We start from the raw sequence: 19,691 nt of genomic DNA on the forward strand, positions 1-19,691 counted from the left end.
ATCTTGTCAATTCGATTCGGCAGGAAAATCTTCGAAGAACAGGTCTGCGGCTCCTTCCGGGTCATCGGTTCCTTCCGGCAGAGGAGGCAGATCATCCAATGTATGCAAACCAAAGTAAGCAAGGAAAGCAAGTGTCGTAACATATAAAATCGGTCTGCCTATACCTTCCTTACGGCCGCTTTCTTCTATGAAACCTCTGGCAACAAGTGTCTGAATCGGCCTCTCGCTTTTAACCCCGCGCACTTCCTCGACCTCGACTCTTGTGATTGGCTGTTTATAGGCAATGATAGCAAGCGTCTCGAGCGCTGCTTGAGATAATTTGCTGTTTTGCGGCGAATCCAGCAGTTTCCGATGATAAGCTGCATGCTCTGATTTGGTTGTCAGATGGTAGGCACCTTTCATTTCCATGATGGATAAACCGCGATCTGGTGATTCGTAGGCTTCCCTCAGAGCTGCTAATTCCCTTTCAACTTCTTTTTCTCCTATTTCCAATGCATGCATGAGCTGTTTTTTTGTCAATCCTTCATCTCCGGCTGCAAACAATAGCCCTTCCAAAATACTGTTATACGGTACTTCCATCGTGCATCCCCATTTCAAATACGATTAACTCATCAAAATGCCGTTTTTGCTTACAGAAAATCTGCTGTTTTTTCATCAATTCCAATATAGCCATAAAGGTAACGACGATGTGCTGCTTCGTCCGTTCCGGAAATAATTCGAAGAAATCGACCCCTTCTTTCCTGGCTTTAACAGATTGCAGCACTTCTCCCATCCGATCCTCCAGCATAATTTCTGCGCGCTGAATTTTCGTATCAAGCGGCTGACTCCATTCCCTTCTGCGGAAAACACGCTGCAAAGCAGCTACCATATCATAAACAGTAACTTCACCTGGCTCGAGCGGTTTCAGTTCCGGCTTGTCCGGAAGCGGAGCTGGCGGCCGCGTATAAAGCTTGTCAGCAGACAGCTCTTTCTCTTTCAAATCTTCTGCTGCTTCCTTGAACTTACGATATTCAATCAAGCGGTTCATCAGCTCATCCCGAGGATCTTCTTCCTCCATCGCTGATTCTTCATCAAGTGTTGCTTGATTCGGCAAAAGCAGCTGGCTTTTCATAGCCAGAAGCGTTGCCGCCATCACCAAATATTCACTGGCAATGTTCAATTCCAATTGCTGCATCGTATGTATATAGTGCATATATTGCTCGGTGATCACAGCCACCGGTATATCATAAATATCAATTTCGTATTGATTAATCAAATGCAGGAGCAGATCGAGCGGGCCTTCAAATCCATCCAGTTTCACACTGTATCCTTGCACAAAATCTCCTCCTTCCGAAAAAAGTTCACTACCGCCCATACCCTGACTTACTTTCCGTCATACCTTATACCGTAAGATAAATGTTCAGACATCTGGCTTTTATCTGAGTCTTAACTTATAAAGGAGGAATTTCACCATGGGTAGCTACGGCGGAGGATTTGCTTTGATCGTTGTGCTTTTCATTCTTCTAATTATCGTAGGTGCTGCTTGGCTATAAGCCGAGCGCACAAAGAAAACCAGCCCTCTTAGGAGGCTGGTTTTTATTTTAAGCTTCTGTTTCGCATTTCTCAAGGAAATTCTTTGTTTCATCCGTCGCTGTGACTTGATGCATCGGCGAATACATATTACGTAATTCACAAACCATCTGTTTACCGATGCCATTGCCCCGGTGAGATGGATCGACCGAAATATGCTGCACGATAGCCTTATCCTCATCGATTACGACTCCCAGCGCACCGAGGATATCATCTTCATCTTTCCAAAGAAACAAGTGCCAATTCGGATTGTTATTGTATTCCTGAATTGTCTGCTGCAATTTTTTCACTTCTTTTACATCGGGCATAAAAGATAAAAGTCCCATTGCGATTTTTTCCATTGACTTCTTGTATCGTATTAGCATAATAACCCCTCATTAAGAAAATAACCTTCTGGCCATAGAGAGAAGAAAAAGCAAACTAGCCCCCATCATGATCCAGAAAAGCACCTTCTCTTGTTTGTCACTATCCTGCAACTGTTTTTCAACTCCTGCCGTACGTAGTCTTATTTAAAACCTATCTACGTTTTTTGTCAACTTTACTTCCTGTATTTCTCCCATATACTTTCTGCCGGACTACAACAAGGAAATTCCATGATAGTTTCTCCTACATTCCATACTCCATACAAAGGATAGAAGCAGAATCTGGCGGGAGTGAGGGTTTATGTGGTAGAATCATGACGAGTACATACTCACTTCAATTTAGGAGGACAAGCAAATGGCTAAAAAAGGTTACATCCTGATGCTGGATGGCGATAAAATTGAATTCGAATTATATCCGGAGGAAGCACCAAACACAGTAGCGAACTTCGAGAAGCTCGCAAATTCCGGTTTCTATAATGGCGTAACGTTCCACCGTGTCATCCCAGGCTTCGTAAGCCAAGGCGGCGACCCGACTGGCACTGGTGCCGGCGGCAGCGGTACAACAATCAAATGTGAAACAGAAGGAAATCCCCATAAGCATGAAGCCGGCAGCTTGAGCATGGCGCACGCTGGTAAAGATACAGGCTCCAGCCAGTTCTTTATCGTGCACGAGCCACAGCCGCATTTGAACGGTGTTCATACTGTATTCGGAAAAGTAACTTCAGGTCTTGAAGTTGCTCGTAACATGAGAAACGGCGACACAATGGAAACTGTAGAAGTTTTCGACGAAGAATAAAAAAAAAATCCTGTATGCATGATGCATACAGGATTTTTTTTTATTCATAAGAAAGATCCAGCCTTGTCAATTCCTCAGCTTCTTCTCTTCTGACAACTAGTCTGTCAACTCCATCTTCCACAAAGACGACAGCAGGTCTGCCAAAGCGGTTATAGTTATTTGCCATCGCATAGCCATATGCTCCAGTACTGAAAACCGCAAGCAAGTCTCCAGCCTCTGCTTTTGGCAGATCAATATCCCAAATAAGCATATCACCTGATTCACAGCACTTGCCTGCAATGGAAACTGTTTCTATTGCTTCCTCATCTGCGCGGTTAGCGATTTTCGCTTCATATACAGCTTTATAAAGTGCAGGACGAAGATTATCCGTCATTCCGCCATCGACAGAAACATATTTGCGCACACCAGGAATCTCTTTTACTGAACCGATTGTATAAAGGGTAACTGCCGCATTCCCTACAATCGATCTCCCTGGCTCAATCCAAATTTCCGGCATGTCGATGGACACTTCATCGGATGCCGCTTTGATTCGTGTTACCAGTGCATGGATATAATCAGACAATGGAAGCGGTTCGTCGTTTTCCGTATAACGGATACCAAAGCCGCCGCCCACATTAAGTACTGCAGGTGCATATCCATAATCAGTCTGCCAAGCTTTAATGAGCTCAAACAGTCTGTCTACTGCCATCAGGAACCCGTCAGTTTCAAAGATCTGGGAACCGATATGACAATGCAGCCCCTTCATTCTGATCACTTCGCTGTCCTTTACTCTGCGAAATGCTTCTTCAGCTTGTCCATTGCTGATATCAAAGCCAAACTTCGAATCCTCATTGCCAGTCAAGATATAATCATGTGTATGTGCTTCGATGCCTGGTGTGACGCGCAGCAGGATATCCATCTGTTTTCCTTGTTCCTTCAATACTGCTTCCAATAAGGCGATTTCATGGAAGTTATCCACAACCACACAGCCAATATCATGTTCAACAGCCATGGAAAGTTCTTCATAGCTCTTGTTATTGCCATGCAGATGGATTTTCTCAGTCGGGAAACCAGCTTTCAGAGCAGTATGCAGCTCGCCGCGGGAAACCACATCCAAACTGAGTTTCTCCTGCTTCGCTACCTGCACCATGGCAACTGAAGAGAAAGCCTTACTGGCATATGCTACTTGCGCTTTGACCCCCAATGTTTCAAACGCTTCGACGAATGCCTTGGCATTTTTTCGGATAATGCCAACATCATATACGAATAAGGGTGTACCATATTTTTTAGCTAATGTGACGGCATCCACTCCGCCTATTTCCAAAATGTGCTGATCATTGATTACAAAAGGATGCTGCATAAAATAACCTCCAAACAACGGCTTCATCGGATAAGCATAAAAACGAAAGCCCATCTTTCCGCATAGGAAGAAGATGAGCTTTCGCATCACACGCTACACTACCCGTACTGTCGTAAAAAATAGATAGAGTAAACGTACCATATTCTCATTTTTCTAGCAACTAAGAATTCGGAGCCCTAGTTTTATCAGGAGAATTGGTAATTGTTGGACGATATTTTGTAAGCGGAACCGGTGTACGGTATGCAATTTCCAACAGTGCTTTCAAATTGAAAGGAATGAACGGCCACATATATGGCGTATTAAGTGATTTGGTGCCTACAAGAATCAATATAGCCAATGTGATACTGATGACGAACCCTGGAACCCCGAATATAGCAGTTGCAACCAGGAAAAAGATTCTCGTTATTTTGTTTGATACACTAAGCTCAAAGCTAGGCGTAACAAAGGAACCGACAGCAGAAACCGCTACATAAAGGATTACTTCGGGAGTGAACAACCCTACATTGATGGCTATTTCCCCGATCAGGATAGCCGCGATTAGACCCATTGCCGTAGATAGCGGGGTCGGAGTATGGATCGCAGCAAGTCTGAGGAATTCAATACCAAGATCCGCTAGCAGTATTTGCAGGAATAATGGTATATGTCCATCATCTTTATTGGGACCGATAAAATCAATGCTTTGCGGCAGCAGTTCCGGATGAACCGTGATCAGATACCAAAACGGCAGGAGGAATAGTGAAACAAAGATACCTATCAGGCGGACCCAGCGTATGAATGTTCCTGGTGCTGGTGATTCCCTGTATTCCTCAGCATGCTGCAAATGGGAAAAATAAGTTGCAGGTGTGATGATGACACTTGGTGACGTATCAACAATGATAAGCACGTGCCCCTCAAAAAGATGGACGGCGCCAATATCTGGTCTCTCAGTATATCTCACAAGCGGAAACGGTCTATTTCCTTGCTTCACGAGATATTCTTCCACTGATTTATCCGACATTGGAAGTCCATCGATTTCGATTTCCCTCAATTCTTTTTTTATCAGCTTCACTAATTTAGGGTCAGCGACGTCCTCGATATAAGCGATGCAAATATCCGTCTTCGATCTTTCTCCTACTTGCATCATTTCCAGCCGAAGCCGTTCGTCACGAATCCTTCTGCGTGTTAAAGCAGTGTTGATAATGATATTTTCCGTATACCCGTCACGAGGACCACGAATGACTTTCTCCGTGTCGGGCTCTTCTGGCTGTCTTCCTGGATAGGATCTTGTATCGACAACAAAAGCAAAGTCACAGCCGTCGATGAATACAACGATCAAACCTGATAAGAACTGATCGACACAATCATCAATGCTTTCAGTCCGCTTCACTTGCATGTGTACCAGTCGGTTTTCGATGATTTCAGGGATTTTGTTCGTGTTCTTTTCGTCATCATTGATACTCATCAATTTAGAAAGTACACGCTGCACAACTTCAGCATCCGCAAGACCGGTCGTATAGTAAATCTCCACTTTTTTCTTGAGAATGATCAAGGTACGATGACCAACGTCGAAGGAGACACCTACACCTACACGTTCCTTCATAAACTCATTTACGTCATCGACCTTAGACGGAATGGGCATTTTTTGTTCATCTGCCATTTCTGCTTCCCTCCCTTTCTAGAATGAGGCGGATCGCTTGTTCTGTTATTGGGGAGCCAATCTCGATTGCGTCTTTCCCATGCATTTTCCCGATATCTCCGATCGCGACTACTAAAGGGAGATCAAGCTGGTCCAGCAGATATACCGTATCGCCATTAATACGTCCGATTTCCTCTGTAATGACGCCTTCCTTATCGACGCCGAATGGCTGTAATTCCCCATCCTGGTCGATGGAAAAGCTGACGCGGCTCCACTCCCGGTTCTGCGTATGAGATGCAACCGCCAAGGCACCAATCACATCAATTTCCGCATCATCAATAATCGATTGGAGCAGCAATTCACCACTGCCCACACCTGGTACACCTCCATCATCAAGCAGGACATAAACCGGTTCGACTTCTGCAGCATGGATGGCATCGATCATGGCTTTCGCATCCACTGTCATCGGATTATCAGCCAAGTAAGATAGAGACGTTCCGCCTATTTTACCAGCTAAGTAATCGATTGTGCGTTTTGCATAAGCGTCTCCGTCTGTAACCAGTATTACTCTCTTCATAAAGGGCTCATCCCCTTGGTTTAAAGAATACAGACACTAGGAACCCGAAAAGAATTGCCGCAGCAATACCTGCGGATGTCAGCTGAAACATGCCTAGTGCAATGCCCCAAAAACCATGTTTGTCGGCTTGTTCCATTGCACCATGAAGTAAAGAGTGGCCGAAACTGGTGATAGGGACCGAAGCGCCGGCACCTGCGAATGAAATCAAATTATCATACAGATCAAATCCATCCAGCACACAGCCTAGTACGACGAAGGTACTCATCACATGTCCAGCATCCAATTTAGCAACATCCAAAAGCAGCTGACCGACAACACAAATCAATCCGCCGACTACAAATGCCCAAAAAAAGTCCATGCTTACCCCTCCTCCCTTACGAGAACGACACTATGTGCAATTGCTGGTATGGATTCCTTCTGCCGCAGCAATGTCGGGTTCATTAAAGCACCCGTTGCAGTCACCAATATCCGTTTATAAGTTCCCTTCCGCATCTCATCCAGAAGATGGCTATACGTTACGATGGCAGAACAAGCCGTACCGCTTCCGCCAGCGAGCATTCCTTGATCGCTGTTATAAAGCAAATTGCCGCAATCTTTATGTACGGCATCAATGTTTATTCCATCACTGCGGAGCATATCTTTCAAAATAGGGGAACCGACACTCGACAAGTCACCAGTCACGATCAAATCATAATCCGCAGGTGTAGTGCCAAAATCACTAAAATGGCGTTTGATTGTGTCATATGCTGCCGGAACCATTGCACTTCCAAGATCGAATGCATTTGTTGCACCAAAATCGACTACTTTACCAATAGTTGCCCCTTCAATTCGGATTTCGCTCTTTTCACGGCTTATAAGCGCACAACCAGCTCCAGTTGCTGTACTCGTTGCTGTAGCAGGTTTCTGATTGCCATATTCAGTCGGAAAACGGAATTGCCGCTCTGCTGTTGCATTATGGCTGCAGACAGCTGTTAAAATGCGGTCTGCCACTCCTGCATCGACCAATTGTGACGCTACCGCCAGCGTTTCCATACTAGTGGAACAGGCTCCGAACATACCGAGGTAGCTCATATCCAAATCACGTGCTGTATAGTTAGCACTCACATTTTGGTTCAAAAGATCACCAGCGATGAACATATCAATATGCTGCTGCTTTAAACCAGCTTTCTCCAGCGTTATTTGTATAGCATCCTGCAGAAGCTTTCTTTCTGCCATTTCCCAGTTATCTTCTCCGCAGTAAAGATTATCGTAGGATTTATCAAAGGAGCTTCCTAAAGGTCCTCTCGCTTCCTTCGGTCCTACACTTGTTCCTGTTTCCTGAATATAAACGCGCTGGTTCAGCGTCCAGGATTGCTTGCCTGTTTTCACCATTTTCTTTATCCCCCAATCAGCTGGCTGAATACATACCGGATGATTCCGACGATATAAGCCGACGTAACCCCGAATACAATAACACTGCCAGCAAGTTTGAACATATTGGAACCTACTCCGAGCACATACCCTTCCGATTTATATTCCAAGGCAGCACTGGTCACGGCATTGGCGAATCCGGTTACCGGAACCGCTGATCCTGCGCCGGCGAATTGTGCGATTCGGTCATAGACCCCGAGCCCTGTCAATATCGCAGATATAAGTATCAGTGTTGTGACAGTGGGCGTTCCGGCTTCCTGCTGGGACATATCAAAAACTTGCATGTAAAATTTAGTCAGCAGTTCTCCAATAAGACAGATAAAACCGCCGACAAAGAAAGCTTTTAAACAATTTCTCACGTAGGGGACTTTCGGATAATACGTTTTCGCTGTATTGCTGTAATTTTCTTTCTTGAACTTGGAATCCATGATGTCACCTCTTTGATTAATAGGAAAGTAAAAGCCATTGGAACAAGGATCCGGTGATTTTCCCCAGGACGATTGCCATGAAGAACCAGATAAGACTGCCATCCAGACCGATTCGTCTAGTCAGTATCGGAAATACATTCAATACTTCTGTCAGAGCCGCAGCAAGCATTCCGACAAATATTCCATGCAAAAGACCCCACAGCGTGATCAGCAGAATCGGCGCATGAAAATGGAAATAGTGGAAGGAAAGAATAGTTCCGGCAAAAGCACCGGCAGTTACACCTGCTTCATAAGAAATCAGGAAATGATGGGTTTTACTTAGCTGCACCAACCTTGGGATAATACCTAGTACAGTCAAAAATGCGACAAATCCTGCTCCAGTTGCTAGCCCGGCACTGAGTCCAATCACCAATTCAACTATGGCGATCCACATGCTGCTGTTCCAATTCGTTTTCGTGATAAGCTACATAAACATCCATATCACGCTGATATTTGTGCATTTCCACCTCAAGCGGGCTAGGCTCTTCATTCAAACGTTTTTTGAATACATGGTTGAAAAAGAGAATCATCCCTACTCCGATGCCAATGCTGTATGGAATTTGGAGCCATAGCGGATGCACAAGCCTTTCCCCTGTCAATAAGAAATGGATTTGCTGCTGCACCGGCTCCATCGCAACATCAAAATGGAAATTCATGATCGTCATTGCCGATCCTATGAACAAAAGCAGCCAGATAAGAATGACGAGCGGCCATACAATGCGTTTTGTTGTATGCTGGACATGGACAATGGTCTGTTCCGCACCGATCAGCTGCAGTTCATGCTCAGGGAATAGCTTCATCAGCTGCTGGAAGACCGAGAAGCAATCGAGGACAACAATATTGCTGTCTTTCTTTGTAATCCGGTGGATGACCGTATCAAGCATGCGCTCCTTATAGTCTCCTGCATTTGCGATATGTGCGATATCTTTGAGCTTGATCACAGATTCTGGATCAGTAGTGATTTTCCGGATGAACCGGATATATACAATAGCTGGCATAATGCACCTCTCCTCCTATGAAGAAGGGTTTCTGTACTTAGTATGGGAAAAGCGAAGGAAAACATGCTGGTAATTACAGGCAATAAAAAAAGCTTCTGCACAAGGTGCAAAAGCTACTTTTCCAGCTGCTCTTTGATGGCAGCCAATATTTTCTTTTCAAGCCGGGAAACCTGGACTTGGGAAATTCCAAGCCGTTCGGATACTTCCGATTGCGTCTGATCTTTGTAAAAACGCAAATACACGATAAGACGCTCTCTTTCACCTAGTGCTTGGATCGCTTCTTGCAAGGCAAGCTTATCGAACCAGTTATCATCTTGTTCGGCAATCTGATCCAATAAGGTGATTGGATCTCCATCATTTTCGAAAACAGTCTCATGAATCGAATGAGGCAGCTTTGCAGCCTCTTCCGCATGGATGATATCCTCCGGCTCCAACTCCAGCTCCTTGGCAATTTCCTGGATAGTGGGTACTCGATTGAGCGTTTTTGTCATTTCTTCTTTTTTCTTTCTTACTTTATTAGCTGTTTCTTTCAGCGATCGGCTAACCTTCAGACTGCCATCGTCTCGAATGAAGCGCTGAATCTCACCGATGATCATCGGAACCGCATATGTCGAAAATCGAACGTCATATGACAAATCAAATTTATCAATCGATTTGATTAATCCGATACAGCCGATCTGGAACAAATCATCCGGATCATAGCCGCGATTTATAAAACGCTGGACGACAGACCAGACGAGCCGTACATTTCTTTCAACAAGGATATCCCTTGCTTCTTTATCACCATTCTGACTTAACTGGATGTATGTTTTTACTTGCTTATCGGTCAATTGTTCTTTTACCTTCTGCTGTTTCAAATATACATCCATCTGCCCCACCTACTGACTCATGGCTTTGCTTCGATTGAACTGCTTGTTCATCGTTACTGTTGTGCCTTCACCTTCAGCAGAATGCACATACACATGATCCATGAAATTTTCCATGATGGTAAAACCCATACCGGAGCGTTCCAGATCAGGCTTTGATGTGTAAAGGGGTTCCATTGCTTCATCGACATCCGGAATACCGACGCCTTCATCCTGGATGATCAATTCCACTTCATCATCAGACAATGTACAAATTATTGTAATCATCTGATCTGGATCTGAATTATAGCCATGGATGATGGAATTAGTTACAGCTTCAGATACGACTGTTTTGATTTCGGTAAGCTCGTCCATTGTCGGGTCCAGCTGAGATACGAAGGATGCTACTGTTACACGGGCAAAAGCTTCGTTCCTGCTTTGACTTGAAAAAGAGAACCGCATCATATTCGTGTTCATGATAATACCACCCCGAAAGTTTCCAGCGCATAGCGCTCATTTTCTTCAAATCGGATAATCTTGAATAGACCGGATAGCTGAAACAGTCTGTCTACAGCCGGTGTCAGACTGCAGACGACCATTTCCCTTCCTTCTGCTTTCAATTCTTTATATCTGCCGAGAATGACACCTAGACCCGAGCTATCCATAAATGAAAGAGATTCCAGATTCAGGACCATATGCTTGATTCCAGGCTGCTGCAGGGCAAGCTGCCAGCTTTCCTTTAATTCGCTCGCTGTGTGATGATCGAGCTCCCCGTTTAGACGTGCCAGCAAGATGGATTCCTTCAATTCATAATCAACTGTCAACCCCATAGCTTTTCTCCTCCCTTGTCTGCATATAGATTTCTGCAGAAAAAGGCGAATACCTTTCGAGTGACAAAATTAGAAGAAACTCGTAGATCTTAGTCAGAATCAGCGGAATTTCACCACATCATCAAAGCTGCGTTTGATCAGCAGCCAATAGCTCGCCTTTGGTACATCTTCTTTCATGATAAGCGGCGTTGAAGAAATACGTTTTCCATCAGCCTTTACTTCCAGCACACCTACTTGTTCCCCTGCTTTCAGAGGAAGGGAGAGCTCTGGTTTATATACGATTTTCGAAGACAATTCTCCAAGATTTTCTCCTTTTTTGACAAGCAGCGATACAGGTGAGGCTGTCACAACTGGAACGTCCTTATCGCGAGCCTTCAGCATATCAAGCTTGGCCACAGTCTGATCCTGTTTGTAAAGCTGCTTAACTGTGTATTGGTTAAAGCCATAATCGAGCAGCTGAGACACTTCATTATTACGCTGTTTAGGAGACTCGGCACCCATTACGACCGCGATCACCCTCATCCCATCCTTCTTTGCAGTTGCGGTGAGACAATATCTTGCTTCTCTCGTGAAGCCGGTTTTCAAGCCGTCGACTCCGGGATAGAATTTCACGAGCTTGTTCGTATTGACAAGCCAGAATGGATCGTCAGAATCCTTGCGCAGATAATCTTCATAAATACTTGTGAATTCAGTGATTTCTTCATGTCCAAGCAATGCTCTGGCCATCAATGCCATATCCTTAGCTGTCGAATAGTGATCTTCTGCTGGAAGACCGGTAGCATTTTGGAACTTCGTATGAGTCAGTCCGAGTTCTCTTGCCTTCTCGTTCATTTTTTGGACGAATCCATCCTCGGTACCTGCGATCTTCTCCGCCAATGCCACACTTGCATCGTTACCTGATGCAACAGCTACACCTTTTAAGAGATCCTTCACTGTCATTTCTTCTCCAGGTTCAAGGAAAATTTGTGAGCCGCCCATGCTCGCTGCGTACTCACTCGCTCTGACTTTTTCATCATATCGCAGCTTGCCGACTTCGATTTCTTCCATAATCAAAAGCATCGTCATGATCTTCGTCATACTGGCAGGGGGGAGTTGTTCCTCCATATTCTCACCCGCCAGGACACGACCGGTATCTCGTTCGATCAAGATGGATGATTTAGCTGTCTTCTCCTCTTGTTTTGCAGCAAAAGTCTGTGGCGGCAACGCCATAAGACTGATAACGAACGCGATAAGCAAACTTACTAGACTCATTTTTTTCATTTAAGGTTCCTCCGTTTACGGTAATACAGTTAGATTCTCCCAAATGAAATGATTTATTAATAAATTGCACACAAAAAAAGCAGCCCTTCAAAAGGACTGCTTTAACATTAGGAAATGACGTCGTAAATCAGTTCCATTTTTTCTGGCTGCGCTGCATTGATTGTATATGAAGCCAAGACTTTACTTACAGAATCAGCAGCTTGTGCATCACGCGCATGCAGGATTGCTATCGTTTCGCCTTGCTCAACAGCATCTCCTTGCTTTTTCTTCAGGGTGATACCAACTGCGTGATCGATGTCATCGTCTTTTGTTGCACGGCCAGCCCCTAGGTACATCGCTGCCGTTCCGATTCCTTCAGCATCAATACTGTGAACGAAGCCAGCAGCAGGTGCTTTGACCTCAATATGATGATCCGCCTGAGGGAGAAGCTCCGGATTATCGACAAGCGCTGTATCGCCGCCCTGAGCCCCAATGAACGTACGGAAAGCTGCTAGTGCAGTTCCGTTATCCAAGCAGGCTTCCAGATGCTTACGTGCTTCCTCGTAGCTTGAGAACTTATTAGCCAAAAGCGCCATATGAGCTGCCAATTCAACGGAAATTTCACGTAGATCTGTTATCTTCTCGCCGCTTAATACTTGGATTGCTTCTTTTACTTCGTTGCTGTTTCCAACCTCAAAACCGAGCGGCTGGTTCATATCCGTAATGACTGCTACAGTCTGTCGACCGAGGTTCTTCCCGATTTTAACCATTGTTTCCGCCAATTTTTTGGAGTCATCCAATGATTTCATGAAAGCACCAGATCCTGTTTTCACGTCCAGGACGATCGCTTCCGCACCAGATGCCAGCTTTTTGCTCATGATGGAACTAGCGATTAGCGGAATCGCGTTAACCGTGCCTGTAACATCACGCAGCGCATATAGCTTTTTATCAGCGGGTGCCAAGTTGCCCGTCTGACCCGCAACCGCAAGTTTGTTTTCATTCACCAATCCCATGAATTGCTCGCGGCTCAAATCAATTGAGAAGCCTTTGAAGGATTCAAGTTTATCCAATGTCCCGCCAGTGTGACCCAAACCGCGGCCTGACATTTTCGCAACTGGAATTCCGATGCTGGCGACTAGCGGCCCAGTAATCAAGGTGATTTTGTCTCCTACACCGCCTGTGCTATGTTTATCGACCTTTTTACCTTCGATGCTGCTAAGGTCAAATGTTTCACCGGAATTGGCCATCTCTTCTGTCAGCCAAGCTGTTTCTTCTTCTGTCATGCCATTAAAATAGACAGTCATCAAGAAGGCAGAGGCCTGATAGTCAGGAATGTCTCCTTTTGTATAACCATGGACGAAAAAGGCTACCTCTTCTTTGGAGAGCGTGCCGCCGTCTCTTTTCTTTGTAATTAAATCAACCATTCTCATATCCGTTCACCTGCTTTATTTTATTGGAAGCTGCTTGACAATTTCTTTTACGAAACGAAGAAAATCTTCCCTTACTTGACTCGTTGTCTCGATTACTTCATCATGCGTAAGCGGCTGATCTAAGATACCAGCTGCCATATTGGAGATACAGGAGATACCCAAGACTTCCATTTTTGCATGACTTGCAACAATCACTTCCGGAACCGTAGACATACCCACAGCGTCTCCGCCCCAAACACGGAGCATCCGCACTTCGGCACCTGTTTCATAAGAAGGACCTGTGTTGCCGACATAAACGCCTTCCTTCACTCCAAGACCGATTTTAGCCGCTACTTCACGCGCATAGCCAAGAAGCTCTTTGCTGTAGACAGAAGACATATCCGGAAAACGAGCTCCCAGATCTTCGTCGTTTGGTCCAATAAGCGGATTTGTTCCCATATTGTTGATATGATCTGTGATCAGCATCAAGTCGCCCGGCTCGAAGCTTTCGTTGATGCCGCCGGCTGCATTGGTGACAATCAATGCTTGTACACCAAGAGCCTTCATTACACGGACAGGTAAAGTTACTAGCTCCATCGGATACCCTTCATAGAAGTGGAAGCGGCCTTGCATAGCAATTACATCCTGCCCTTCCAGCTTGCCGATGACAAGCTGTCCTTTATGTCCGCTGACCGTCGATACTGGGAACCCTGGAATATCACCATAAGGTACAACTGTCGATTCTGTGATTTCATCAGCCAGTACTCCAAGCCCTGATCCAAGAATGAGACCTATCTTAGGTGTGGCAGTCAATTTCTCTTTAATATAATCTGCTGCCTGTTTGATTGCTTCTGCCTGCATGTTCATTTCCCCTTTTTCAATGCTTGTAAAAAGCTAGTTCCGTGCTCTGGCATTTCGATACCGAAATTATCTGCTATCGTTGCAGCGATATCTGCAAATGTATTGCGCAGTTCCAATTCCTCACCTTGATCCGCTCCAGTGTGGTAAGCAATCAATGGCACATATTCCCGTGTGTGGTCTGTCCCAGGAGCAACAGGGTCATTACCATGATCAGCTGTAATAATAAGCAAATCGTCTTCTTTCAGTTTATCAAGTACTTCCGGAAGCCGTTTATCATAATCCTCCAGCGCTTGTGCGTAGCCCTCAGGGTCGCGGCGATGACCGTATTTTGCATCGAAATCGACCAGGTTCAGGAAGCTGATGCCTGTAAAGTCTTCATCCATACTTTCGACAATCTTCGTCATACCATCATCATTGTCCTTTGTACGGACGGACTTTGTCACGCCTTCGCCATCGTAAATATCGGAAATCTTTCCTAATGCAATGACATCGAATTTCGCATCCTGCAAACTATTCATCGTCGTTCTGCCAAAAGGCTTCAAAGCATAATCATGGCGGTTCGAAGTACGTTCAAAAGCGCCTGGTTTACCGATGAATGGACGAGCGATGATACGTCCTACCATATAGGGATCATCCAATGTCATTTCACGAGCGATTTCACAGATTTTGTACAGCTCATCTAGCGGGATGATATCTTCATGGGCAGCGATTTGCAAAACGGAATCAGCAGACGTATATACAATCATATCGCCCGTTTCCATATGCTGTTCACCGAGCTCATCCAATATCTCCGTACCGGAAGCTGGTTTATTTCCGATGATACCGCGACCAGTCCGCTGCTTCAGTTCATCAAGCAACGCATCTGGAAAACCATCCGGGAACGTGCGGAAAGGCTGATCTATACGAAGGCCCATAATTTCCCAGTGTCCAGTCATTGTATCCTTGCCATTTGATGCTTCCTGCATTTTTGTATAGAAAGCTTTTGGCTGTTTGACAGCTTGTATACCTTCTACTTCTCGAATGTTGCCAAGACCAAGTGCTGCCATATTCGGCATTTGCAATCCGCCGCGGTGAGAAGCGATGTGGCCGAGCGTATCCGCTCCTTTATCACCGAAAGCTTCCGCATCCGGTGCTTCCCCGATGCCGACAGAATCCATTACTATAAGAAATACGCGTTTGAAATCCAAGTTAAATGCCTCCTAGTTTATTGCTCAAGCCCGAGGATGATGTGTTTTGTAAATATCCTTCAGTCTTGTTTTTGTCACATGCGTGTAAATCTGTGTCGTACTGATATCTGCGTGACCGAGCATTTCTTGAACAGCACGCAAATCAGCCCCATTCTCCAACAGATGCGTCGCAAATGAATGGCGCAGTGTGTGAGGGGTGATTTCTTTCTGTATCCCAGCTTCCCGGGCTATCTGTTTCAATACCTTCCAAAATCCTTGTCGCGATAATGGGTTTCCATGATGATTCACAAACAAGATGTCGCTTGCTTTGGACTTCAGCAGCATTTTACGGGACCGGTTTAAATAGTCTTCCAGTCTCGCCTTGGCCATATCCCCAAGCGGGACGATCCGTTCCTTCGATCCTTTCCCGAAACAGCGGACAAAGCCCATTTCCAGATGAAGATCATCCAGTTCCAATGCCAATAGCTCTGAAACCCGCAGACCTGTTGCGTAAAGTGTTTCCAGCATCGCACGATTCCGGATCGTCAATATATCTGTTCCTGGACATGTGAGCAGCTTGTCTACTTCATCGGAAGAAAGTATCTTCGGCAGCTTACGTTCTTTCTTCGGTGTATCGATATGTATGCTCGGATCTTCCTTCAGTCCGTATTCGCGCAGCATAAATTGATGGAAGAGTCGAATGCTGGATAATGTACGTGCTATCGTCGCAGCTGATTTCCCCTCATCATGCAGCCAGCGCAAATAAGCAGTCAGCTTGGCGCGAGTCACTTGTGCCCACTCTTTCACTTCATTTTCCTGGAGATATCTTGCATATGTACGCAGATCTCGGGCGTAGGATTGCAGTGTATTCTCCGAAAGACCCCGTTCGATCTGCAGATAATGGATAAAATCATCCAGCGCTTCTTGCATGTATCCTACTCTCCTAACCGGAAAAATAACGTCATCCTATCCACTAGACTTTCCTGCTCCATTGCTGCTACTTTCACTGCATTACCCTCTGGAGGGTCATAACGGTGATAGCTCTCGTATTCACTATGGATGAATCGCAATCCAAAATAGAAGAATGCGGAGCAGGCTACAAATACGAGCAGAAGCTTACAAGTGTCGAAGACGAACCGCTTCATGTACATTTCCCCTTTCTTGAGACTTGTCTTTGTAACAGACTATGCCAAAGAAAGCGGAATTTATACGTACAGGATAACGTTACCTCATTCCCGTTGTTTTGTAAATTGGTTAGTGAAACGAAAGAAAGCCTTTTCCATATACTTGGAAAGGCTTCATCTGCTTATGATGTTCGATTCACTTGCACAGCGGCTGCTTCGAGCTCTTCTTCCTTCTCACTAGCCTGACAGACGCGGCAGATACCGTGGAATGTAAGCCGGTGGTCTTTTACTTTGAATCCCCAATCACTCTGGACAATCTTCTCTACGTCCTCCAGCAAGTCTTCATCAATCTCCTCAACGGATCCGCATTCCATGCAGACAAGGTGGTGATGGAAGTGCGTTGCCCCTTCTTTGCGAAGGTCATAGCGGGAAACGCCGTCCCCGAAGTTTATTTTATCAACAATTTTCAATTCTGATAATAATTCCAGTGTACGGTATACAGTAGCCAAACCGATTTCCGGTGCCTTTTCCTTTACGAGGAGGTAGACGTCTTCAGCGCTTAAATGGTCCTCTTCTCGCTCCAGCAGCACACGTACCGTCGCTTCCCGCTGCGGTGTCAGCTTGTAGCTCTGCGCATGTAATTGCTTCTTTATGCGTTCAATGCGGTGTTCCAAGTGAATTCCTCCCTCGTAATCCCACACTTATTATATACTGATTGCGAAAAAGGTGTCAAATTATAATTATTATAAACAGCTAATTATAATCATTCTTATTAGTTTCACTCACAGCAAATCATTAACAAGCATTGACAGAAGCGGGTTCGCAAGGAATGTTTCCATGATGGATGCTGCAGCAGACCCTGCAATAAGCATCAGGAAAATGGTACTGTATTGGAAAAAATAGCGTCTTAATGATAATGGTGACCGTTTGGCGATGAGCTTACGCAAAAGTGTAACAGAAAATAGCATCGCGCTAGTGCCCGCTATGAGATAAAGCGGAATGACTACTAAATTCTGCGGAGCAACAGCTGCTGCTGCAAGGATCAGGCCTTTCCATCCCAGCTGGTTGACAAGGAATCCTACACTGAATCCCATCATCAGTCCTTTGCTGAACAGCAGCATCCAGATGATTGGTATCCCGATGATGGACAGGCCAAGTACATACAGAAACAGCAGAAACTTGAGATGGGCGAGAAAACTCGACTGGAGGATCTCCTGCTTGCTGATCACCTGTCCTTGCTGAAGCTGTGCGAAGAATCGTTCCAAATAGTAAAACAAGTCTTCCTTTTGCGTAAAGTTCATGCTGTTGACAACAATCGCACCGAATATGATTCCAATCAGGAATAGTACAAGCATGAACAAGTAACTTGTTGCATGCTGTTTTAAATGATGAAAGAGAATGAACTCCCGCTTTTTCATCTTATCTGCCTCCGTATTCTAGTCTAGTTACTAGAATCTATGACGGAAGCTTGTCTGATAGAACTGTTAGTTACTAGCGCGTTTCAAGCGGAGATGCAGCAAAGCATACATAGTTTTCGCATCATGAATCCGCTCCTCTTTTACAAGTTCCTCCGCTTCCTCAAGCGTCAGTTCCATCAGCTCGACAAATTCGTCCTCATCACCTGCTACCTTTTGGGTAAGGAGCTCGAGATTATCAGCTTCGTATACATGAAGCAATTCATCGGCAAAGCCTGGGGATGTATAGAAGGAGCCAAGTTTTTTTAATTTTTGAGTTGTATAGCCTGTCTCTTCTTCAAGCTCTCTTACTGCTGTCACTTCCGGTTCTTCACCAGGCTCCAGCTTGCCTGCCGGAATTTCAATTATCGATTTTTCCAGCGCTTTACGGTATTGCTCGACAAATATGATTTTTCCTTCTCTTGTTATAGGAATGATAGCTACAGCGCCAGGATGCTTAACCAATTCCCGTTTGGAAGTATTCCCGTCCGGCAAGGAAACTGTATCCACTCTCAAGGAAATCACCTTTCCTTCATAGATGGCGGATGTATCGATTGTCTTTTCTTCGAATTTCTTCATTATGTACACTCCTTTATATCGCTTCTTCCATCTTACCATAGCTTGACCAGGACACATAAGTTGTCTGCTGAACTGCTTACGCTTACACTAAACACGTAGGAAAAAAAGGAAGGTGGGACTGTTTGATGCAGAAAAGACGAGTAGGCACTTCTGATCTTCAAGTTTCTGAAATCTCATTCGGGACGATGAGCATCGGTACAGACGAACAGCAAGGAATACGGCTGCTTCACGAAGCGCATGATTTAGGTATTAATTATTTCGACACAGCAGATTTATATGATCAAGGCAAAAATGAAGAGATTGTCGGTAAAGCTTTCAAAGGCAGACGAGACAAAGTGATCCTTGCCAGCAAAGTCGGGAACCGGCTGGATCCCGGAGGCGAGTCGTGGCATTGGGATGCGAGCAAGCAATATATTGTTTCGCAGATCAAAGAAAGCCTTCGCAGGTTACAAACGGATTATTTAGACCTCTATCAGCTTCATGGCGGAACGATGGAGGATGATATTGACGAGACAATTGATGCATTCGAAACGCTGAAAAAAGAAGGACTCATCCGCTATTACGGTATTTCTTCCATTCGACCGAATGTCATCCGTGAATATGTCAAACGGTCGAATATCATCAGCGTCATGATGCAGTACAGCTTGCTGGACAGACGCCCAGAGGAACAAGTACTTGATTTACTGGCAGATAACGAAATCAGTGTATTTGCGCGCGGCAGTGTTGCTAAAGGCATGCTGAGTGACAACGCCAGTGAAAAGGTAAAACAAAAAGGAGCAGATGGCTATTTGACACACACATACGACGAGCTGCTGGCTGCAAGCGAAAAACTGCGTGGGCTGGCTGAGCAGGAGGATACCTCCGTCACCTCTCTAGCTGTGCGTTATGTTCTTCAGCATCCTGCTTTGGCTAGTGCCGTTATGGGAGCAAGTTCATTGGATCAGGTAAAGCAGAATGCCGCACTCTCCACTGTTCCATTATCTCATGAAACTTACGATTTGCTTCAGCAAGTCACCCGGTCAATTCAGTATACGAGCCACCGATAAAGAAA

26 protein-coding genes are annotated in these 19,691 nt (G+C 45.1%); 3 read left to right on the forward strand and 23 right to left on the reverse strand.

The window, feature by feature from the left end:
• Nucleotides 1-6 precede the first annotated feature (6 nt).
• On the reverse strand, nucleotides 7-579 hold the full coding sequence (gene scpB, locus ACH6C1_RS08905; RefSeq protein ID WP_374076438.1) for an SMC-Scp complex subunit ScpB: 573 nt from the start codon (nucleotides 577-579) through the stop codon (nucleotides 7-9).
• Complete coding sequence (locus tag ACH6C1_RS08910; RefSeq protein WP_374076440.1) at nucleotides 563-1,315, reverse strand: segregation/condensation protein A; 753 nt, start codon at nucleotides 1,313-1,315, stop codon at nucleotides 563-565. The genes scpB and ACH6C1_RS08910 overlap by 17 nt, the downstream gene beginning before the upstream one ends.
• A gap of 136 nt (nucleotides 1,316-1,451) precedes the next feature.
• Between ACH6C1_RS08910 and ACH6C1_RS08915 the strand changes: the two genes are divergently transcribed.
• Entirely contained in the window at nucleotides 1,452-1,532 is an 81-nt protein-coding gene (locus tag ACH6C1_RS08915) for a YjcZ family sporulation protein (protein ID WP_038561009.1), read from the forward strand.
• A 48-nt stretch (nucleotides 1,533-1,580) separates the two neighbouring features.
• Here the strand turns inward: ACH6C1_RS08915 and ACH6C1_RS08920 are convergent, their stop codons facing one another.
• Nucleotides 1,581-1,934, reverse strand: coding sequence for a GNAT family N-acetyltransferase (locus ACH6C1_RS08920; RefSeq protein ID WP_095217955.1), 354 nt, complete (start codon nucleotides 1,932-1,934; stop codon nucleotides 1,581-1,583).
• Nucleotides 1,935-2,286: 352 nt separating this feature from the next.
• Between ACH6C1_RS08920 and ACH6C1_RS08925 the strand changes: the two genes are divergently transcribed.
• A complete protein-coding gene (locus ACH6C1_RS08925; protein ID WP_095222623.1) occupies nucleotides 2,287-2,727 on the forward strand; it encodes a peptidylprolyl isomerase in 441 nt (146 codons plus the stop codon).
• A 40-nt stretch (nucleotides 2,728-2,767) separates the two neighbouring features.
• On the opposite strand, the gene lysA is transcribed toward ACH6C1_RS08925, so the two are convergent.
• The 20 genes from lysA to ACH6C1_RS09025 all read right to left on the reverse strand — a co-directional run bounded on the left by lysA (nucleotide 2,768) and on the right by ACH6C1_RS09025 (nucleotide 18,640).
• Nucleotides 2,768-4,066 (reverse strand): diaminopimelate decarboxylase, encoded by a 1,299-nt coding sequence (gene lysA / locus ACH6C1_RS08930; RefSeq protein WP_374076443.1) that lies wholly within the window; start codon nucleotides 4,064-4,066, stop codon nucleotides 2,768-2,770.
• 160 nt (nucleotides 4,067-4,226) lie between these two features.
• Nucleotides 4,227-5,702, reverse strand: coding sequence for a spore germination protein (locus ACH6C1_RS08935; RefSeq protein WP_374076445.1), 1,476 nt, complete (start codon nucleotides 5,700-5,702; stop codon nucleotides 4,227-4,229).
• Entirely contained in the window at nucleotides 5,692-6,258 is a 567-nt protein-coding gene (gene spoVAEA, locus ACH6C1_RS08940) for a stage V sporulation protein SpoVABEA (protein ID WP_374076447.1), read from the reverse strand. The genes ACH6C1_RS08935 and spoVAEA overlap by 11 nt, the downstream gene beginning before the upstream one ends.
• Before the next feature lie 7 nt (nucleotides 6,259-6,265).
• Nucleotides 6,266-6,616 (reverse strand): stage V sporulation protein AE, encoded by a 351-nt coding sequence (gene spoVAE, locus ACH6C1_RS08945; RefSeq protein WP_095222619.1) that lies wholly within the window; start codon nucleotides 6,614-6,616, stop codon nucleotides 6,266-6,268.
• Between the two features lie 2 nt (nucleotides 6,617-6,618).
• Complete coding sequence (spoVAD, locus tag ACH6C1_RS08950) at nucleotides 6,619-7,629, reverse strand: stage V sporulation protein AD (RefSeq protein WP_374076450.1); 1,011 nt, start codon at nucleotides 7,627-7,629, stop codon at nucleotides 6,619-6,621.
• A 5-nt stretch (nucleotides 7,630-7,634) separates the two neighbouring features.
• Nucleotides 7,635-8,096, reverse strand: coding sequence for a stage V sporulation protein AC (gene spoVAC / locus ACH6C1_RS08955; protein ID WP_095222617.1), 462 nt, complete (start codon nucleotides 8,094-8,096; stop codon nucleotides 7,635-7,637).
• A gap of 16 nt (nucleotides 8,097-8,112) precedes the next feature.
• A complete protein-coding gene (locus tag ACH6C1_RS08960) occupies nucleotides 8,113-8,529 on the reverse strand; it encodes a stage V sporulation protein AB (protein ID WP_095222616.1) in 417 nt (138 codons plus the stop codon).
• Nucleotides 8,510-9,133: a stage V sporulation protein AA gene (locus tag ACH6C1_RS08965; protein WP_095222615.1), complete on the reverse strand. Its 624-nt coding sequence runs from the start codon at nucleotides 9,131-9,133 to the stop codon at nucleotides 8,510-8,512. The genes ACH6C1_RS08960 and ACH6C1_RS08965 overlap by 20 nt, the downstream gene beginning before the upstream one ends.
• Nucleotides 9,134-9,246: 113 nt before the next feature.
• Nucleotides 9,247-10,002, reverse strand: a complete 756-nt coding sequence (gene sigF, locus ACH6C1_RS08970) for an RNA polymerase sporulation sigma factor SigF (RefSeq protein WP_374076453.1) — start codon at nucleotides 10,000-10,002, stop codon at nucleotides 9,247-9,249.
• A 9-nt stretch (nucleotides 10,003-10,011) separates the two neighbouring features.
• Nucleotides 10,012-10,455: an anti-sigma F factor gene (gene spoIIAB, locus ACH6C1_RS08975; RefSeq protein ID WP_095222613.1), complete on the reverse strand. Its 444-nt coding sequence runs from the start codon at nucleotides 10,453-10,455 to the stop codon at nucleotides 10,012-10,014.
• Nucleotides 10,452-10,808 carry an anti-sigma F factor antagonist gene (gene spoIIAA, locus ACH6C1_RS08980; protein ID WP_093728299.1) on the reverse strand — a complete coding sequence of 119 codons (357 nt, stop codon included), beginning with the start codon at nucleotides 10,806-10,808 and terminating at the stop codon, nucleotides 10,452-10,454. Before spoIIAA ends, spoIIAB begins: the two co-directional genes overlap by 4 nt.
• 99 nt (nucleotides 10,809-10,907) lie before the next feature.
• Nucleotides 10,908-12,068, reverse strand: a complete 1,161-nt coding sequence (locus tag ACH6C1_RS08985; RefSeq protein WP_374076456.1) for a D-alanyl-D-alanine carboxypeptidase family protein — start codon at nucleotides 12,066-12,068, stop codon at nucleotides 10,908-10,910.
• A gap of 107 nt (nucleotides 12,069-12,175) precedes the next feature.
• Nucleotides 12,176-13,477: a pyrimidine-nucleoside phosphorylase gene (locus ACH6C1_RS08990; protein ID WP_374076458.1), complete on the reverse strand. Its 1,302-nt coding sequence runs from the start codon at nucleotides 13,475-13,477 to the stop codon at nucleotides 12,176-12,178.
• 15 nt (nucleotides 13,478-13,492) lie between these two features.
• Nucleotides 13,493-14,317, reverse strand: a complete 825-nt coding sequence (locus tag ACH6C1_RS08995) for a purine-nucleoside phosphorylase (protein WP_374076460.1) — start codon at nucleotides 14,315-14,317, stop codon at nucleotides 13,493-13,495.
• A 2-nt stretch (nucleotides 14,318-14,319) separates the two neighbouring features.
• The gene (gene deoB / locus ACH6C1_RS09000; protein ID WP_374076462.1) at nucleotides 14,320-15,504 is read right to left on the reverse strand and encodes a phosphopentomutase; all 1,185 of its coding nucleotides are present in this window, start codon (nucleotides 15,502-15,504) and stop codon (nucleotides 14,320-14,322) included.
• Nucleotides 15,505-15,528: 24 nt separating this feature from the next.
• Nucleotides 15,529-16,413, reverse strand: coding sequence for a site-specific tyrosine recombinase XerD (xerD, locus tag ACH6C1_RS09005; RefSeq protein WP_095222607.1), 885 nt, complete (start codon nucleotides 16,411-16,413; stop codon nucleotides 15,529-15,531).
• A 5-nt stretch (nucleotides 16,414-16,418) separates the two neighbouring features.
• Complete coding sequence (locus tag ACH6C1_RS09010; protein WP_095222606.1) at nucleotides 16,419-16,628, reverse strand: DUF4227 family protein; 210 nt, start codon at nucleotides 16,626-16,628, stop codon at nucleotides 16,419-16,421.
• A 161-nt stretch (nucleotides 16,629-16,789) separates the two neighbouring features.
• Entirely contained in the window at nucleotides 16,790-17,281 is a 492-nt protein-coding gene (fur, locus tag ACH6C1_RS09015) for a ferric iron uptake transcriptional regulator (protein WP_095222605.1), read from the reverse strand.
• 108 nt (nucleotides 17,282-17,389) lie between these two features.
• A complete protein-coding gene (spoIIM, locus tag ACH6C1_RS09020; protein ID WP_374076465.1) occupies nucleotides 17,390-18,025 on the reverse strand; it encodes a stage II sporulation protein M in 636 nt (211 codons plus the stop codon).
• Nucleotides 18,026-18,091: 66 nt separating this feature from the next.
• Nucleotides 18,092-18,640 (reverse strand): NUDIX hydrolase, encoded by a 549-nt coding sequence (locus tag ACH6C1_RS09025; RefSeq protein WP_374076467.1) that lies wholly within the window; start codon nucleotides 18,638-18,640, stop codon nucleotides 18,092-18,094.
• Nucleotides 18,641-18,765: 125 nt separating this feature from the next.
• Here ACH6C1_RS09025 and ACH6C1_RS09030 point away from each other — a divergent pair, with 125 nt between their 5' ends.
• Nucleotides 18,766-19,686 (forward strand): aldo/keto reductase, encoded by a 921-nt coding sequence (locus tag ACH6C1_RS09030; protein WP_374076469.1) that lies wholly within the window; start codon nucleotides 18,766-18,768, stop codon nucleotides 19,684-19,686.
• Nucleotides 19,687-19,691 lie beyond the last annotated feature (5 nt).

The organism is Terribacillus sp. JSM ZJ617 (assembly GCF_044383785.1).
Taxonomy (GTDB): domain Bacteria; phylum Bacillota; class Bacilli; order Bacillales; family Amphibacillaceae; genus Terribacillus.

Coding starts and splice junctions, on each gene's coding strand:
- scpB (WP_374076438.1), bottom strand. CDS start 579: ATGGAAGTACCGTATAACAGTATTTTGGAAGGGCTATTGTTTGCAGCC.
- ACH6C1_RS08915 (WP_038561009.1), top strand. CDS start 1,452: ATGGGTAGCTACGGCGGAGGATTTGCTTTGATCGTTGTGCTTTTCATT.
- ACH6C1_RS08920 (WP_095217955.1), bottom strand. CDS start 1,934: ATGCTAATACGATACAAGAAGTCAATGGAAAAAATCGCAATGGGACTT.
- ACH6C1_RS08925 (WP_095222623.1), top strand. CDS start 2,287: ATGGCTAAAAAAGGTTACATCCTGATGCTGGATGGCGATAAAATTGAA.
- lysA (WP_374076443.1), bottom strand. CDS start 4,066: ATGCAGCATCCTTTTGTAATCAATGATCAGCACATTTTGGAAATAGGC.
- ACH6C1_RS08935 (WP_374076445.1), bottom strand. CDS start 5,702: ATGGCAGATGAACAAAAAATGCCCATTCCGTCTAAGGTCGATGACGTA.
- spoVAEA (WP_374076447.1), bottom strand. CDS start 6,258: ATGAAGAGAGTAATACTGGTTACAGACGGAGACGCTTATGCAAAACGC.
- spoVAE (WP_095222619.1), bottom strand. CDS start 6,616: ATGGACTTTTTTTGGGCATTTGTAGTCGGCGGATTGATTTGTGTTGTC.
- spoVAD (WP_374076450.1), bottom strand. CDS start 7,629: ATGGTGAAAACAGGCAAGCAATCCTGGACGCTGAACCAGCGCGTTTAT.
- spoVAC (WP_095222617.1), bottom strand. CDS start 8,096: ATGGATTCCAAGTTCAAGAAAGAAAATTACAGCAATACAGCGAAAACG.
- ACH6C1_RS08960 (WP_095222616.1), bottom strand. CDS start 8,529: ATGTGGATCGCCATAGTTGAATTGGTGATTGGACTCAGTGCCGGGCTA.
- ACH6C1_RS08965 (WP_095222615.1), bottom strand. CDS start 9,133: ATGCCAGCTATTGTATATATCCGGTTCATCCGGAAAATCACTACTGAT.
- sigF (WP_374076453.1), bottom strand. CDS start 10,002: ATGGATGTATATTTGAAACAGCAGAAGGTAAAAGAACAATTGACCGAT.
- spoIIAB (WP_095222613.1), bottom strand. CDS start 10,455: ATGAACACGAATATGATGCGGTTCTCTTTTTCAAGTCAAAGCAGGAAC.
- spoIIAA (WP_093728299.1), bottom strand. CDS start 10,808: ATGGGGTTGACAGTTGATTATGAATTGAAGGAATCCATCTTGCTGGCA.
- ACH6C1_RS08985 (WP_374076456.1), bottom strand. CDS start 12,068: ATGAAAAAAATGAGTCTAGTAAGTTTGCTTATCGCGTTCGTTATCAGT.
- ACH6C1_RS08990 (WP_374076458.1), bottom strand. CDS start 13,477: ATGAGAATGGTTGATTTAATTACAAAGAAAAGAGACGGCGGCACGCTC.
- ACH6C1_RS08995 (WP_374076460.1), bottom strand. CDS start 14,317: ATGCAGGCAGAAGCAATCAAACAGGCAGCAGATTATATTAAAGAGAAA.
- xerD (WP_095222607.1), bottom strand. CDS start 16,413: ATGCAAGAAGCGCTGGATGATTTTATCCATTATCTGCAGATCGAACGG.
- ACH6C1_RS09010 (WP_095222606.1), bottom strand. CDS start 16,628: ATGAAGCGGTTCGTCTTCGACACTTGTAAGCTTCTGCTCGTATTTGTA.
- spoIIM (WP_374076465.1), bottom strand. CDS start 18,025: ATGAAAAAGCGGGAGTTCATTCTCTTTCATCATTTAAAACAGCATGCA.
- ACH6C1_RS09025 (WP_374076467.1), bottom strand. CDS start 18,640: ATGAAGAAATTCGAAGAAAAGACAATCGATACATCCGCCATCTATGAA.
- ACH6C1_RS09030 (WP_374076469.1), top strand. CDS start 18,766: ATGCAGAAAAGACGAGTAGGCACTTCTGATCTTCAAGTTTCTGAAATC.